General features: G+C 72.9%; 18 protein-coding genes. 7 read left to right on the top strand and 11 right to left on the bottom strand.

What is annotated here, in order from left to right:
• Positions 1-21: 21 nt before the first annotated feature.
• From MFF06_RS01900 to MFF06_RS01870, 7 genes are all read right to left on the bottom strand, one after another.
• Positions 22-1,335 carry a hypothetical protein gene (locus MFF06_RS01900; protein WP_306421641.1) on the bottom strand — a complete coding sequence of 438 codons (1,314 nt, stop codon included), beginning with the start codon at positions 1,333-1,335 and terminating at the stop codon, positions 22-24.
• A complete protein-coding gene (locus MFF06_RS01895; RefSeq protein WP_238201316.1) occupies positions 1,329-2,234 on the bottom strand; it encodes a tetratricopeptide repeat protein in 906 nt (301 codons plus the stop codon). Before MFF06_RS01895 ends, MFF06_RS01900 begins: the two co-directional genes overlap by 7 nt.
• The gene (locus tag MFF06_RS01890) at positions 2,234-3,157 is read right to left on the bottom strand and encodes a vWA domain-containing protein (protein WP_238201315.1); all 924 of its coding nucleotides are present in this window, start codon (positions 3,155-3,157) and stop codon (positions 2,234-2,236) included. The genes MFF06_RS01895 and MFF06_RS01890 overlap by 1 nt, the downstream gene beginning before the upstream one ends.
• On the bottom strand, positions 3,154-4,173 hold the full coding sequence (locus tag MFF06_RS01885) for a VWA domain-containing protein (RefSeq protein WP_370876761.1): 1,020 nt from the start codon (positions 4,171-4,173) through the stop codon (positions 3,154-3,156). Before MFF06_RS01885 ends, MFF06_RS01890 begins: the two co-directional genes overlap by 4 nt.
• Before the next feature lie 20 nt (positions 4,174-4,193).
• On the bottom strand, positions 4,194-4,658 hold the full coding sequence (locus MFF06_RS01880) for a DUF4381 family protein (RefSeq protein ID WP_238201313.1): 465 nt from the start codon (positions 4,656-4,658) through the stop codon (positions 4,194-4,196).
• A gap of 246 nt (positions 4,659-4,904) precedes the next feature.
• The gene (locus MFF06_RS01875; RefSeq protein ID WP_238201419.1) at positions 4,905-5,756 is read right to left on the bottom strand and encodes a DUF58 domain-containing protein; all 852 of its coding nucleotides are present in this window, start codon (positions 5,754-5,756) and stop codon (positions 4,905-4,907) included.
• Positions 5,757-5,997: 241 nt separating this feature from the next.
• A complete protein-coding gene (locus MFF06_RS01870) occupies positions 5,998-7,011 on the bottom strand; it encodes an AAA family ATPase (RefSeq protein ID WP_238201312.1) in 1,014 nt (337 codons plus the stop codon).
• Between the two features lie 234 nt (positions 7,012-7,245).
• Here MFF06_RS01870 and MFF06_RS01865 point away from each other — a divergent pair, with 234 nt between their 5' ends.
• Positions 7,246-7,968, top strand: a complete 723-nt coding sequence (locus MFF06_RS01865) for an MgtC/SapB family protein (protein WP_238201311.1) — start codon at positions 7,246-7,248, stop codon at positions 7,966-7,968.
• A 376-nt stretch (positions 7,969-8,344) separates the two neighbouring features.
• Here MFF06_RS01865 and MFF06_RS01860 read toward each other — a convergent pair whose 3' ends face one another.
• Positions 8,345-8,677, bottom strand: a complete 333-nt coding sequence (locus tag MFF06_RS01860) for a hypothetical protein (protein WP_370876756.1) — start codon at positions 8,675-8,677, stop codon at positions 8,345-8,347.
• Between the two features lie 236 nt (positions 8,678-8,913).
• Here MFF06_RS01860 and MFF06_RS01855 point away from each other — a divergent pair, with 236 nt between their 5' ends.
• Both MFF06_RS01855 and MFF06_RS01850 read left to right on the top strand, forming a co-directional pair.
• Entirely contained in the window at positions 8,914-9,768 is an 855-nt protein-coding gene (locus MFF06_RS01855) for a C40 family peptidase (protein ID WP_238201309.1), read from the top strand.
• Between the two features lie 100 nt (positions 9,769-9,868).
• Positions 9,869-10,180, top strand: a complete 312-nt coding sequence (locus tag MFF06_RS01850) for a hypothetical protein (RefSeq protein WP_238201308.1) — start codon at positions 9,869-9,871, stop codon at positions 10,178-10,180.
• A 139-nt stretch (positions 10,181-10,319) separates the two neighbouring features.
• On the opposite strand, the gene MFF06_RS01845 is transcribed toward MFF06_RS01850, so the two are convergent.
• On the bottom strand, positions 10,320-10,859 hold the full coding sequence (locus MFF06_RS01845) for an RT0821/Lpp0805 family surface protein (protein WP_238201307.1): 540 nt from the start codon (positions 10,857-10,859) through the stop codon (positions 10,320-10,322).
• A 137-nt stretch (positions 10,860-10,996) separates the two neighbouring features.
• Between MFF06_RS01845 and pdxH the strand changes: the two genes are divergently transcribed.
• Positions 10,997-11,596, top strand: coding sequence for a pyridoxamine 5'-phosphate oxidase (gene pdxH, locus MFF06_RS01840; protein WP_370876760.1), 600 nt, complete (start codon positions 10,997-10,999; stop codon positions 11,594-11,596).
• 80 nt (positions 11,597-11,676) lie between these two features.
• Here pdxH and MFF06_RS01835 read toward each other — a convergent pair whose 3' ends face one another.
• Positions 11,677-12,375 carry a 50S ribosomal protein L25/general stress protein Ctc gene (locus MFF06_RS01835; RefSeq protein WP_238201306.1) on the bottom strand — a complete coding sequence of 233 codons (699 nt, stop codon included), beginning with the start codon at positions 12,373-12,375 and terminating at the stop codon, positions 11,677-11,679.
• A 179-nt stretch (positions 12,376-12,554) separates the two neighbouring features.
• Entirely contained in the window at positions 12,555-13,112 is a 558-nt protein-coding gene (locus MFF06_RS01830) for a metallophosphoesterase (RefSeq protein ID WP_238201305.1), read from the bottom strand.
• A 261-nt stretch (positions 13,113-13,373) separates the two neighbouring features.
• On the opposite strand from MFF06_RS01830, the gene MFF06_RS01825 reads away from it, so the two are divergent.
• The 3 genes from MFF06_RS01825 (at position 13,374) to MFF06_RS01815 (ending at position 14,691) form a co-directional block, all read left to right on the top strand.
• Positions 13,374-13,595, top strand: a complete 222-nt coding sequence (locus tag MFF06_RS01825) for a hypothetical protein (protein WP_238201304.1) — start codon at positions 13,374-13,376, stop codon at positions 13,593-13,595.
• Positions 13,596-13,731: 136 nt separating this feature from the next.
• The gene (locus tag MFF06_RS01820) at positions 13,732-14,244 is read left to right on the top strand and encodes a tyrosine phosphatase family protein (protein WP_238201303.1); all 513 of its coding nucleotides are present in this window, start codon (positions 13,732-13,734) and stop codon (positions 14,242-14,244) included.
• Between the two features lie 186 nt (positions 14,245-14,430).
• Positions 14,431-14,691: an exodeoxyribonuclease VII small subunit gene (locus MFF06_RS01815; RefSeq protein ID WP_238201302.1), complete on the top strand. Its 261-nt coding sequence runs from the start codon at positions 14,431-14,433 to the stop codon at positions 14,689-14,691.
• The last annotated feature ends 63 nt before the right edge of the window (positions 14,692-14,754 follow it).

Here is a 14,754-nt window from a genome sequence, read left to right as displayed (position 1 = left end):
CACGAAGCGACGAGGAGCGGCTCAGGCCGGCCCGTCGAGGGGCTTCAGGCGCCCCGCCGAGGCAGCGACCGGCGCGGGCCGGCTGCGGGCGAGGACCCTGGCGAGGGCGGCGAGGTCGGGCGCGTCGCCGCCGTCCTTCGCGTAGACCGCCCGGTCGAGGGAAGCGAGGGCGGCGGCGGTCGCCGGCTCCTGCCGCCAGCGGCGGCCGAGTTCCGGGTTGGCCCGCTCGCCCTCGGAGACGGCGGCGCGGAAACCGGCCGGGTCGTGGGCCCGCGCGGCGTCGCGGAGCGCGCGCCGTTGGGCCTTGGGCAGGCGCAGGGAGGTCCGGTCGCGCCGGAAGCCGAGGAGGGCCAGACCGAGGCCGAAGGCCATCGTTCCGGCCGCAGCGGCCAGCAGCGAGGAGCGCACCGCCGTGCCCCCGCCGCCGGTCTCCCGGTCGGGCAGGCCCCCGCCGATCTGGCGGGCGGGGATCTCCGCCTCGCGCTGCGTGCGGGACACCGTGTCGAACCAGGGGATCGCGATGGCGTCGAGGGGGATCACCTCCGGCACGCCGGGGCGCACGTCCCAGACGTAGGTGGCGCGGGCGACGGGGCCCGAGGGCGTGATGATGGTCTCCCGGGTCACGGGACCGGCGAAGGTGATAATGCCCCGGGTGCGCATCACGGGGCGGGGCGGAAGCCCTTCGGCCACCACGCCCTGGGCCTCCAGGACCACCGTCCGCCGGACGGTCTCGCCGATCTTCACCGTCTCCGGGTCCTGGCTCCAGGAATCGGCGATGCTCACGTCGCGGGCGGGGAGCCACCAGGGCTCGGGGGCGTCGGGTCCGCCGGTCGGCGCGGTCCAGGGGGCGACGGTGATGGGCACCGGCGCCGAGCGCACGTCCACCACCTTGCGCGCCCCGACGTCGTTGATGGTGAGCCGGTGGATGAAGGGTTCGAGGGTGAAGTCGCCCGCGTGATGGGGGAAGACCGCCACCGTGCGGTCGAAGGCGATGGCGGTCTGCCCGTCGGGCAGCCGCGTCTTGCTCCAATGGTCGCGGCCGAGCTGCGTCCAGGTGAAGTTGGCGAGCGGCGGCTGGATCACCTCCTCCAGCAGGATCGGCTGGCGGTAGACCCCGTGGATCCGCAGCAGCACCATCTCCCGGGCGTAGGGGTTGGCGCCTCCGTTCAACTCCGGCGTCACGGTCAGGGTCAGGTCGCCGGGCTCCACCTCGGCGCGGGCGGGCGCGGGCCACGACAGGGGGGCGAGCAACAGTAAGGCGAGGGCAAGGCGCCACCCCGTCGATCGACCCGCTCCATCCTTGCGAGATCGCGAGAACCCCAAAAGAATCACCATGGGTTGCTTCCCGCGGGCATGGCGGTGCCAGCCTCGACGCGCCGGGTGTGTTCGGCCTTCAGGCGGAGGGCGAGGTAGCGGCCGGGGTCGTCGGGCAGGGTCTGGAGCCAGAGGCGGTCCGGTCGGATCTCGTGGGCCTCGAAGCTCTTCGTGACCCGTCGCGCCTCGCGCTCGGGCGCCTCGGCCACCATGGCGGGGCCGGTGCCGGAGCGCCCGCGTCCGGCCGCGTCGCCCGCCGAGCCCCGGGCCTTGCCGGCGGCGGAATCGATCGCCGCCTGCTCCGCGCGGCCCCGCCGGGAAACGACGCTGTTGCCCGGCAGCGAGGCGCTGCTGCTCGCCTCCTTGTTGCCGGCCAAGCCCTCGCCGCTCGAACTCGCGTTGATGTCGTCGTTCGGGTCCTGGTGGGCGCTCTTGTTGTAGCGGGCGCCGTACTGGGCGGTGCCATTGGCGATGCCACCGCCGGGCCCGCGGTCGATCGCCTCCTGGATCATCCGCGCGATCAGCGACCGGTTCGCCTGCGCGTCCGCATCGCGGGGGTTGTAGCGCAGGGCCTCGTCGTAGGCGTCGATGGCTCCCGTCAGGTCGCCCGCGCGGGCGAGCGCGTTGCCGAGGTTGTAGCTGGCCCGCCGCCCGCCCGACCGGAACAGGGCGGCGGCCTCCTCCGGCCGTCCCGCCTCGTACAGGGCGGCGGCCCGCCAGGCGGGATCGTCGAAGACCGGCACGGCGAGGCCCGGCAGGTGGACGGCTATGAGCAGGCGGCCGAGGCCGGTGCGGGGCTGGGACAGGGCGGCCAGCGTCAGGATCCCCGCGGCCAGCAGCGCGAGGCCCGTGATCCGGGCCGGGCGGCGCCAGGACCGGGGCAGGGCGACGGCGGGGGGCGAGGCGAGGCCGCTCGGCATCAGGCGCTCCGGCGGAACAGGAGGAGGGCAGGGAGGGCCGCGAGCAGGAGCAGCCAGCGGCCGAGGTCGGCGAAGGCCACCACCCCGTAGCCGCCCTCCGCGAGGTGCTGGGCCGTGGGCGCGGCCACCGTCTCGAGCACCGGGCCCGGCGTGGCGATGTCGGCGCTCACGCCGCCACCGACGGAGGCAAGCCGGGAGAGGGCGGTCCTGTCCGGCGGTGGCGCGCCGGGAACCTGCGCCTTGGCGGGCACGAACACGGTGGCGAGCCGCCAGCCCCGTGCCTTGATCGCGGCCGCCTCCCGCATGGCCGCCTCGCCGATCCCGTCGCCGTCGCTGACGAGCACCACGTCGGCGGCGATCACCCCCGCCTCGGCCAGCGTCCGCGAGGCCAGCGCGAGGGCGCGCTCCGGGTGGCTGCCCCGGTCGGGGACGGTGTCGGCGGTGAGGGCGAAGAGGGTGGTGCCGAGGCTATCCCGGTCGGTGGTGGGCGAGACGGCGAGGTACGCGTCGCCCGCGTAGACGACGAGGGCGACGGGCCGCGTGCCCGCCGCCTCGGCGACGGCGGCGGCGGTCTCGCGCACCCCCTGGAGGTTGCCGCCCTCCGCCACGGAGCGGGAGAGATCGACGACGAGGACCGTCTCGTCGAGGTTGCGGAAGCTGCCCGTGTCCCGCCGCTCGATCGCGGGGCCCGCGAGGCCCAGCACGATGGCGCCCGCACAGAGCCCCGCCGCGAGGTTCGCGCCCCGCCGCCCCCCAAGCACGGAGCCGGTACGGGTCAGGTAGGCCATCAGGGCCGGATCGATCTCCCGGCCCCAATCGCCCAGCGGCGCGGCCCGGCGCACGGCATAGAGCGCCAGCAGGACGACGGCGGGAAGCGCCGCGAGCCACCAGGGCCGCAGGAGGGTGAGGCCCGCGAGCGTCATGCCGAGGTCCTCCCCGCCAGCAGGGCGACGGCGAAGGCCAGCGCCAGGGCGCCCGGCCAGATCCACAGGTCCCGGCGCAGCGGCAGGGGCGGCGCGTCGGCCTGCCCGCCGACGAGGGAATCGATGGCGTTCGCCACGGCGACGAGGTCGTCCGTGGTCTTCACCCGGAAGAAGCGCCCGCCGCTGGTCTCGGCCATGGCGCGCAGGGTCTCGGTGTCGACCACGTCCTGCTCGCCGTTGGCGTCGGCGAGGTCCCGGGGGCCGAGCGCGATGGTGTAGACCTTCACGCCGATTTCCCTGGCGAGGTCCGCGACGTCCTTCGGCGTGGTCTGGCCCGCGTTGTTGGCGCCGTCGGAGAGCAGCACCACCGCCCTGGTGGCGGCGGGCCTGCCCTCGGGCGAGGAGCTGTCGCCACGGGCATCCCTCGGGTCGAGGCGCCGCAGGGCGAGGCCGAGGCCGTCGCCGATTCCGGTGGAGCGGCCGGTGATGCCGATCGTCGCCTCCTCCAGGGCGCGGGCGACGGAGGCGGTGTCGAAGGTCAGCCCGGCGGCGGCATAGGCTTGGTCGGCGAAGATCACGAGGCCGATCCGGTCCCCCGCCCGGCGGCGGATGAAGTCCGCGCCGACGCGCTTGACTGCCGCCAGCCGGCTCACCGTCTCGCCGTCGAGGGCGAAGTCCCGCCGCTCCATGGAGCCGGAGAGGTCCATGGCGATCATGATCTCCCGGCCCGAGGCGGGGAGGGCGTGGCCGGGCAGGATCACGCGGGGCCCGCTCAACGCCGCGACGAGGCCGATCCACAGTCCCCAGAGCAGGACGGCCCGGCGGCGTCCGCGCCCGGCCACGGCGCCGCCGGTGCCCGTGCTGGTCACGAGGGTGCCGGGCACGCGCAGGGCGCCGCCCTCCATCCGCTCCCGGGGCAGGAGCCGGGCGGCGAGCCAAGGCAGGGGCAGGAGGAGCCACAGCCAGGGGAGGGCGAGGTCGAAGCCCGTGACGAAGGCCGCGAGGGAGCCGGGCAGGAGGCCGAGGACGGAGGCGCTCATGCGCGCAGCCTCCCGATCAACCGGGACAGTTCTGCGTCGAGGACGACCGGGTCGGGCGTCTCCCGCCGGTAGAGGCCGTCGGCCAGCACCCGTCCCGCCCCGGCGGTGAAGAAGTCCGTCCGCAGGGTCGAATCCAGGCGCCCGGCCCAGGCGGCGCCCTGCGCGGAGGCGGCGTCGTCCCCTTGGAGAGTGCGCACGAGGCGCCGCAGCAGGCGGGCCTGAGCCAGAACCCGCTCCGGTCCCGGCAGGGTCCGGCTCCCGGCGAGGTCGGCGAGCGCCGCCCGGCGGACGCTCGCGCGGGTCCGGGCCAGGACGAAGCGGCCGAGCCCGACGAGCAGGGCGGCCCCGAAGCCCAGGACGAGGGCGAGGACAATCCCCTCGTCCACGGGACCGGCCGCCCCGCCGGGCAGGTGCAGTCCGCGCAATTGGTCGAGGGTCGCGGGGGCGTCGGCGGGGGTCATCGTTCGCCTCCCCCGATATGGGTTCGGGTTCTCCCTCCCCCCTCTGCGGGGGAGGGTACCCTGCGCAGCAGGGGGGGAGAGGGGAGCGGCGGTTCCGAAGGTGTCGCTCGGCGTGCCTCATCCTGCACCGTCGCTCCCCTCTCCCGACCCCCTTCGGGGGCCACCCTCCCCCGCAGAGGGGGGAGGGAGCGCAATCGAAGCGTGACGTCACCCTCCAGCGATCCTGGGGGTCGGAGAGTCCTCGGCTCACAACACCGCATCGAGCCGCTCCATCAATGGGGCGTAGGTCTCCGGTCCGGCCTCCACGTCGAGGCGCAGGCCCGCGATGCCCCGGGCGGCGTAATCGGACAGGCGGGCGTCGAGGGCCCGGGCTCCGGCCCCGTCGGCGCGCAGGGAGCCGCGCCGTCCGTCGGAAAGGGCGAAGGGAAAGAAGCCCGGCCGCTTGGCGCGCTCGAAGGCGTCGCTCACGAGCACGAGGCGCACCGAGACCCGCTCGGCCACGAGGCCGAGCAGGCGCTCGAAATCCGGCCCCGGCGCATCGAGCGCGCTGGCGATCACCAAGTGGCCGCCCGAGGGTAGGAGGCTCGCGGCGATGCCGAGCAGGGGCTCCAGGGGAGGGTCGGCCTCGCCGGCCTTTTCCAGGGCGCCCGCGTGGGCGAGCGCCAGGGCCCCCGTGACGGAGGCCATGGCCCGCTCGCCCCCGGCGGGGCGCAGCACCACGGGCTCGTCCACCGTCGCCACGGCGAGGCCGACCCGCCCGCCATCGGCGACGATCCGCCAGCCGAGCAGGGCCAGGGCCTCTGCGGCCGCCACCGAGCGTAGGGTTCGGCGGGTGCCGAACAGCATCGAGGGGCGGAAGTCGGCGAGCAGCACCACGGCGCGGTCGCGCTCGTCGTGGTGGGTGCGCACGTGCAACTGTCCGGTGCGGGCGGTGGCGTTGCGGTCGATGTGGCGGCGGTCGTCGCCCTCGCTCCAGGGCCGCACGTCCTCCGGCTCCGAGCCCCGGCCCCGGCGTTTCGTGACGATGCCGCCGGGCAGGCCTGCGAGCGTCCGGGTCGCCGGGGCGGCCCCCCGCCGGGCGAGGTGGCGCAGGCCCATCAGCGCCTCGCCGGAGAGGTGGATCACGCGATCCTCCTCCTCAGAGTCCGGCTGGACAGATCACGGGCCCCCCCCGTCCTTGCGAGCGCAGCGAAGCAAGCCAGGGACACGCCATGGTCGGAAACGGCCCGCTGCCCTGGATTGCTTCGCTGCGCTCGCAAGGACGCCGCGGGCCTCATGAGCCGCCAGGACCGTCGATGAGGGCGACTCGCGGACAACCTCCGACTGTCCTGCCCCACACTCACAACGCCTTCACCCGGCGCACGAGGTCGTCGATCAGGCCACGGGCGGTCTTGCCCTCGGCGGAGGCCCGCCAGGTCAGGCCGATCCGGTGGGAGAGGGCGTCGCGGGCGAGTTCGGTGATGTCCTCGGGCGTCACGTGGTCCCGGCCCCGCAGCCACGCCCGCGCCTTGCCCGCCATCATCAGGGCGAGGGTGCCGCGCGGCGAGGCCGGGTGCTCGATGGCGCCGCGCAGGTCCGGCGCCGCCTCGTCGGTGCGCGTGGCCGCCACGAGGCGCACGAGGTAGTCCTTCAGGGCCGGCGAGACGTAGGTGGCGAGCGCCGCCTCGCGGGCGGCCCGGACCTCGGCCATGGTCAGCCGGGTCGGCATCGGCGCGATCCTGTGGGTCATCTCCCCTTCCACGAGGTCGAGGATCGCCCGCTCGGAGGCCGCGTCGGGCATGTCGACGTAGACGTGGAGCAGAAAGCGGTCGAGCTGCGCCTCCGGCAGGGGAAAGGTGCCCGCATGCTCGATCGGGTTCTGGGTGGCCACCACCATGAACGGATCGGGCAGGCGGTGGGTCTCGCCCGAGACCGTCACCTGCCCCTCGGCCATGGATTCGAGGAGCGCCGACTGCACCTTCGGCGGCGCGCGGTTCACCTCGTCCACCAGGACCAGGGCGTGGAAGAGCGGCCCCGGCAGGAACTCGAAATGGCCGCCGTCCTGGCGCCAGACGGTGGTGCCGGTGAGGTCCGCGGGCATTAGGTCGGGGGTGCACTGGATGCGGGCGAAGGAGCCGTCGAGCCCCTCCGCGAGACGCTTCACCGCGCGGGTCTTGGCGAGGCCGGGCGCGCCCTCGATCAGCAGGTGGCCGCCGGTCAGGAGGCCGATGAGGAGCCGCTCCACGAGGCTCGACGCCCCGATGAGGCCGGTTTCCAGCCCGTCCCGCAGGGCGAGCACCCGGCCGTGCAGGCCGGCGGCGTCGACCGCGGAGCCGCCGGGGGGTGAGCGATCGACCAACGCGGCATCGCTCATGAAAGACGCAGTCCCGACAGGGCGGTCGCTTGCGGCATCCTGCACGTCTCCTCGTCGCCGGGCCCCGCTTTGTCGCGTGGTCCTCGGACACGGTCGGGTGTGCCCGTCGGCCGGAGGGCCGTCAATCCTGTGCGCTTCGCCGGATGTCCGGCATCGTGTCACGTTTCCTCCACAAGCTTGGCCGATCAGCGGCGGCGCAAAGACCTCCTGCCGAACCCAACCTTCCGTGACGTCATGACCTTCGCCGATACCTATGCCGGCCTGCCGGAACCGGCCAAATCCGCCCTCGGCCTCGTCGTCGCGTTCTGCCTCGCGACGCTCATCGGCGCCGAGCGGCAGTACCGCCAGCGCACCGCAGGCCTGCGTACCGCCGTGCTCGTGTCGGTGGGCGCCTCGGCCTTCGTCGATCTCGGGATGCGGCTCACGGGAGCCGAGGGGGGCACCCGCACCGTCGCCTACGTGATCTCCGGCATCGGCTTCCTCGGCGCCGGCGTGATCATGAAGGAGGGCATGAACGTGCGCGGCCTCAACACGGCCGCCACCCTCTGGTGCTCGGCGGCGGTGGGCGCCTTCGCGGGAGCCGACATGCCGCTGGAGGCGCTGTTCGTCACCGCGACGGTGCTGGCCTGCAACACGGCGCTGCGCCCCCTCGTGAAGCTGATCGACCGCCTGCCCATCCGCGAATCGGAGACGGAGGCGACCTACGAGGTCCAGGTCACGACGGCGCCCGGCGCCAGCGGCCCGGCCCAGGACCTGCTGATTGAGCGGCTGGAGGCGGCGAACTATCCCGTGAGCGCCATCGAGATCGAGGAACGCGGCGACGAGGCCGTGGACGTCATCGCCACACTGACCGCGAGCGCCGTCGAGGCGCACGAGCTCGATGCGGTCACCGCCGAGCTGGAGAGGGCCCCCGGCATCCGGCACGCCACCTGGGCGAGCCGCACCACGGCGGATTGATCCAGGATCCCCACAGGGATCGTCACTTCGGGGGGGGGCCGGGGGACGAAGCCCCTGGGACTTCCTCAGGGTGTGGCGGGGAAGGCGGCGGTTCTCCCAAACTCGTCCTCATCCTGAGGGTCTGGCCGGACGGTCGCCCGCCCCCCTCGTCCTTGAGAAACTGGCCGAGAAGGTCCTGGAGGCCCATGAAGCCCTCTTCGTCTTTGCGAGCGGAGCGAAGCAATCCGGGGCAGCAGGCCGATTCCGACCGTGGCGCATCCCTGGATTGCTTCGCTCCGCTCGCAAAGACGGAGGGGGCAACGACCTTTCCGGCCGGACACTCAGGATGAGGTCGCGCAGGGCAACAGGGCGCCTGTCCGGGCGGAACGCGAATCCGTCAGCGGTGCGGCGTGAGCGGGCGGCTCCGGCGCTCCACCACGACGGTCGGACGGGTGCGGCGCTCCACGATGACCGTGCGCGGGGCCCGGGTCGGGCTCGCGTGGCTCAGGATCCGCTCGGGCGCCCGCTCCGGCTTGGCCCGCTGGGCCGCCACCACGTGCGGGCGCACCTCGTCGGCGGGCAGGCCGATGAGACCGGCGGCGATCTCCACCTGTTGTTCCAGGTCGTCGGCCAGATCCTGGGCGGCGGCCACGGCCTCCACGACGGTCGGCGGCTCGCGGCGGACGCGGATCGGCGGTAGGTCGGCGAAGCTCTTCTGTGTCTTCTTCACGGGACGACTCGCAGTCTTCATGCGGAGAACATAGCGCGCTCCGCACGGGTTGTGCAGTGCATCAAACGAAGGTGATGATGCAGCCCGCGCAGGGCCTGCCTTTCCCGAGGGTCGACCGGTTCGCGTCACCGTGCCGCAGAATCCGTGCCGCCGCCGCCCGCTCCCGGCCCGTCGGCGACCCACTCGGGAGCCGGCCGGCGTTTTCTGGAAAGGTGTCCGGGCCTATCCTCGGCCCCATGACCGATTCCCGCGATCCGCGACTCACCCCCGCTCGCGCCGCCCTCGCCGACAGCCGCCTGCGCGGGACCGTGCAGGCGGAGCGTTATGTGGAGGGCCGGGAACGGCGGGTCGGCGTGGCCTCGGCCCCCCTGCGCCGGGAGCCTTCCCCCCAATCCGGCATCGACACCGAGGTGCTGCTCGGCGATGCCGTGACCTTCTACGACACGATCGACGGCCACGCCTTCGTGCAGCTCGCGCGGGACGGCTATGTCGGCTTCCTGCCCGAGGGGAGCCTCGCCCCGGCCGACACGGCGCCGACCCATGTCGTCACGGCCCTGCGGACGTTCCTCTATCCCGAGCCGGACCTGAAGCGCCCGCCGCTGGGCCACCTCAGCCTGGGCGCGCGGCCGACGGCGCTGGGCGTCGTGGGGGAGTACCTCGAAACGGCGGCGGGCTTCGTCTTCACCGAGCATTGCCGGGACACCGGCTTCACCGAGGCGGATGTCGCGGGCACCGCCGAACGCCTCGTCGGCACCCCCTACCTCTGGGGCGGGCGGACGAGCCTCGGCCTCGACTGCTCGGGGCTGGTGCAGCTCTGCCTGCACCTCGCGGGCATTCCGTGCCCCCGCGACGCGGACCAGCAGGAGGCCGGCCTCGATGCGGTGTCGCCCGACGGCGCGGAGGGCCTGCGGCGGGGCGACCTCGTGTTCTGGCGCGGCCATGTGGGGATGATGCTCGACGGCACGCATCTGATCCACGCCAACGGCCACCACATGGCGGTGGCCGTCGAGCCCCTGGCCCAGGCCCGCGCCCGCATCCTTGCCAAAAGCTACGGGGCGGTGACCGCGATCCGCCGCCTCCGCAGGTCGTGAGCGGCGGCCTGCGGTCACTCCCCGGAACCCCTCACCCCAAGGAACCCTGCCTTCGGCCCACCCGTTGAATGGCCAAGTTCCGTTCTCACCGGAGATCATCATGACCGGCAAGCCCATCGGCCTCGTCCTCGGGGCCAGCCTCCTCGCCCTCCTGCCCGGGGCCGCCCTGGCCTTCGGTGGCGGCGGCGGCGGCAATTCCGGCAGCGGCCTCTCGCCCTATTCCTCGCTGAACGGGAACGACCGGTCGGCCGGGGTCAACAACGGCAATTACCGCGATCCCGCCCTCGATCCGTATCTGCGGACCTACGCCCCCGGGCAAGCCTACGGCTACGAGGCCCCGCCGCGCGTCCAGCCCGAGCCGGCCCGGCAGCCGCGCCTGCGGATGCGGCCCTATTACGGCTACCCGTACTGAGACACGGCGCCCCCTCGCCGCTGGTTGAGGGGACGTCGGTGCCGGTCATCGTCGTTCCGGGGCGCCGCAGGCGAGCGCGGCACCCGGGGCGGCGGCAGAGGGGTCACATCCCTGTCACGACGGACACGGGAAGAGGACGTCACTCGTCCTCTTTGGCGCCCTTCGTGCCCTGTGGGACTTTCGAGGCCGCGGCCTCCTTCGTCTCTTTCTCGGTCGTGCCCTTCGGTGCGGCGGCGGTGTGGACGCGCTTCAGCGTCCAGTCGCCGCCCGAGGGCTTGCAACCGGTGCCGCGGACGAAGCGGCTCCCCTCCGTGCCGATGACGGAGGCCAGGAAGTTGCGGCAGATCTGGTCGTCGGCGACGAAGGGCAGGCCGGTGGGGTTCACCGAGCCGTGCATACCGGATTCCGGGTTGTCCCACTTCACCGGACGCCCGTTGCCCTGCGGATCGAGGGCGAGCACCAGCGCGCCCTGCGCCCGCCGCCAATCCTCGCCGCTGAGATCGGGACCGAACGTCTTGGGCCGCGCGTCGATGCTACCCGTGGTCGCGGGTTCGGCGGCGGCAGTCGGCTCCGGCGTGCTCCGGAAGAGGAGCAACGGCTGGCTGCATCCGGTGAGGATGACGCCCAGGCACAGACCGAACCCCGCCGGGACGAGGCAACGGAACTCTTTACAGCTCATCGAGACCATCAGACCATCACACCCTGACTCACGGCGGTCTTTCCGTTCGACGGACGCGCCGTTGCCCCCTCAGGCCCCGGACGTGACAGGCCAGGAGTGTTCCCTTGAACGAGTTAACGATCGGTGGCGCCCACTCAATTGTGGGCGATGATTTCACCCGCGCCGAGAATCCCGTGGCGCTTTTCGCGGCCTGGATGCGGGAGGCGGAGGCCTCCGAACCGGAAGATCCGAACGCGATGGCGCTGGCCACCGCCGATGCCGACGGCCTGCCCGACGTGCGCATGGTGCTGCTGAAGGGCTTCGATGCGAACGGCTTCGTGTTCTACACCAACGTGGACTCGGCCAAGGGCGTGGAACTGGCCGCCAACCCGAAGGCCGCCCTCGTGCTGCACTGGAAGAGCCTGCGGCGCCAGATCCGGGCGCGGGGACCGGTGGAGCGGGTGAGCGACGAGGAGGCCGACGCCTACTTCGCGAGCCGCCGCCGGGAGAGTCGCCTCGGCGCCATCGCCAGCCGGCAGTCGCGTCCGCTCGCCGACCGCCAGACGCTGATGGACGAGGTGGCGGTGCTGGACGAGCGCTTCGGCGAGGGGCCGGTGCCGCGACCCTCGAACTGGACCGGCTTCCGCATCGTCCCGACCGCGATCGAGTTCTGGCAGAACGGCGAATTCCGCCTGCACGACCGCGTGCGCTTCGTCCGCGACGGCGAAGGCTGGCGCGGACAGCGGCTCTATCCCTGACGCCGGAGCGAGGCTGAGCCACGAAAAAAGCCCCGGCCGCGAGGCCGGGGCTTTTCCGTGGGCGACGAGGGACCGGAGGATTACTCCTCGGTCTTCTCCTCGTCGGACTTGTTCTCTTCCTCGGCGGCGGCCTCGGCCTCGGCCTTCTCCTCGGCGGCCTCGGCGGACTGCGCCTCGGCGATCGCGGCCTCCTCGGCCTCGACCTCGGCGCCGAGCACCGTCGGCGGCACGACGTTGGCCACCGGGTCGGTCGCCTCGCCGGTGTAGGTGCCGGCCGGGATCTTCACGTCGGAGACGTGGATCACGTCGCCGATCTCGAGGCCCGTCAGGTCCACCTCGATCGCCTCGGGGATCTTGTCGGGGGCGACCTCGAGCTCGAGAGTGTGGGCGGTGATGTTGAGGGTGCCGCCGCCCTGCTTGATGCCGGGGGCCTCGTCCTCGTTGACGAAGCGCACGGGCACCTCGACCGTGACGGTCTGGCCCGAGACGACCCGCAGGAAGTCCACGTGCAGCGGCACGCCGCTCACCGGATCGAGCTGGAAGTCGCGCGGGATGGCGCGCAGCTTGCGGCCGCCCACGGCGATCTCGAACAGGGTGGTCTTGAAGCCGCCCGCGTAGATCAGGGTGCGGGTGCGGACGAGGTCGATGGCGATGGAGACCGGCGGCTGGCCCGCGCCGTAGATGACGGCGGGAACCTGGCCCTGGCGACGGACGGCCCGGGCGGCCCCCTTGCCGACCCGGTCGCGTGCCACGGCCTCAAGCGACTTGGTAGCGCTCATGGGCGTGATCCTTCAGATAGCTGGAGCCGGAACGCGAAAAGGCCGCCCGACAAGGACGGCCCACCCGTACCCGACGCGCCCCTGCCTCCAAGGGTGTCTCGGGGGCGCGCCGTGGCGTTACACGAAAAGGGGGTGGGATGGCAAACTTTTTGGGATGACTGCACTGCGCGTCACGCCCCTCACCGCATCCCGTGCCGCGCCAACTCCTCGGGCGCCAGTTCGGCCCGCTCCAGCCGGGTGAGGATCGCGTCGAGCCCCACCGGCCGCCCGTCGCAGGCGTCCACGCCCACGTCGCAGGAGCGGCTCGTGTCGGGGAGCCAGCCGTGGCTGTGGCCGAAGAGGTGGAGCGTCTCGCGCCACAGGCCGGGCCAGGCCCGGTGGGCATAGTGCGACAGGAACAGGCGTCGGCTCCGGCCCGTGGCGTCCGCGAGGGTGAGCCTCGCGCTCTCCACCGGCGGCTCGGCCCAGGGCAGGTCGAGGATGCGGTTCGAATCGTGGTTGCCGCGCACCAGCCGCTTCACCCCGCGCAACTGCGAGAAGATCGCGGCGCAGCGCTCGCGGCTCGCCTCCACGGCGAAGTCGCCGAGGTGCCAGACCGTATCCTCCGGCCCCACGACGGCGTTCCAGGCGGCGATCAGCGCGGCGTCGTGGGCCTCCACCGTGCCGTGATGCGCCCGGCCGTGGCGCAGCACGTGGGGGTCGCCGAAATGCGTGTCGGCGGTGAAGAAGGTCGCCATCGTCCCGTCGTCGCGTGCCCCGTGGGACCGGGTCAACCCGGCGGCGCGCCCCCTCGGCGATGCGGCTTATAGTCTTAAGGCGATCTCGCCCGCGTCCGGGGCCCGGCGCGGCGCGAAATGCCAATCGAGGCGAATCACATCCCCGGCATCTGTCAAGAACTGGCCGCCCCGCGGCATCCGCGTTACAACGGTCAAGCTTGGGCCGAGGCGTCGCGGTCCGGTCCGGGCGTTCGTTGAAGCCACAAGGGGAAGCGAAGACCCATGCAGAACTTCACCGTAACCGACCGTGAACGCGACACCGTTCTCGCCGCCTTGCGCTACTACCAGTTCTACCGGATGCAGGGTCATCCGTTCGATCCCCGCCAGGATCACCTGATCGACACCATCGCCGCCCATACGGGCCAAGCCCTCGATCTCACCGAGATCGACGACCTCTGCGCCGGCCTCGCCGGCAACCCGCACGCCCTGGCCGTGAACGCCTGACCCGGAGCCGGGCCCGGCCCGGTGGCCGGGACGCCGCAGACCGCCATCAGAAGCGGCGGCGCCCGGCCCTCGATCCCGGCGATCGACCGTCCCGGTCGGCCCTCGATCGGACACGATCGCAGGGCACGGCACCCCGATGCCGACCCTCCACGTCTGCCCGCTCTCCCGCCTCGCCGACACCGTGTCCGCGACGGGCGCACGCCACGTCCTCACCCTGGCGACCGTCGGCACCACCGTCGAGCGGCCTGCCTCCGTGCCGCCGGAGAACCACGCCGTGATCGGCGTGAGCGATATCGCCGCACCGATGGACGGCCATGTCCTGGCGGCGGAGGAGCATGTCGCCGCCCTCCTCGCCTTCGTGCGGGGCTGGCCCCGGGACAAGCCTCTCGTCATGCATTGCTATGCCGGGATCAGCCGCTCCCCAGCGGCCGCCTACATCGCCGCCTGCGCTCTGGCGCCGGAGCGGGACGAGGCGGAAATCGCCGCCGCCCTGCGCGCGGCCTCGCCCTCCGCGACGCCGAACCCGCGCCTCGTCGCCATCGCCGACGGGCTGCTCGGCCGCTCGGGCCGGATGGTGGCCGCCATCGCGGCGATCGGACGGGGCGCCGAGGCGTTCGAGGGGGTACCCTTCACCCTGGCCCTGGCATGAGCCGCCTCGCAAAGCGCATGGTGCCTTGCCATGGTGATTTGCCATCATGACTTGCGCTGAGGGGCCGGTGTGGCGCAAACGCGCCCGTCACCGGCAAAAGCGCAGCGGGATTCGACCGACACCGCGAGGTGCGGGTTGTCCGCGGTTTGCAACCCGCCTTAGAACCAGACCAACGAGTGGCATGGGATGACAGCGAGCAAAGCCGACACCGATCCGTCGATCGACGCACTGCCCTTCGAGAAGGCCCTGGAGCAGCTCGAGGAGATCGTGCGCAAGCTGGAGCGCGGCGATGTGGCGCTCGACGAATCGGTGACGATTTACGAACGGGGCGAGGCGCTGAAGCGGCGTTGCGAGGCGCTGCTGAAGCAGGCCGAGGCGCGGATCCAGAGGATCACGCTGACGGCCGACGGGCGCCCCGAGGGGGTCGCCCCCCTCGACGTGTCGTGACAAGGCTCGGGTCGATCCCCGTTTGAGATGAGGATGTGAGCGTGGCGATCACCCCTGAGCAAT

The sequence above is a fragment of the Methylobacterium aerolatum genome (genome assembly GCF_022179085.1).
GTDB lineage: Bacteria > Pseudomonadota > Alphaproteobacteria > Rhizobiales > Beijerinckiaceae > Methylobacterium > Methylobacterium aerolatum.
This window is presented reverse-complemented; position numbering and strand designations above follow the sequence as displayed.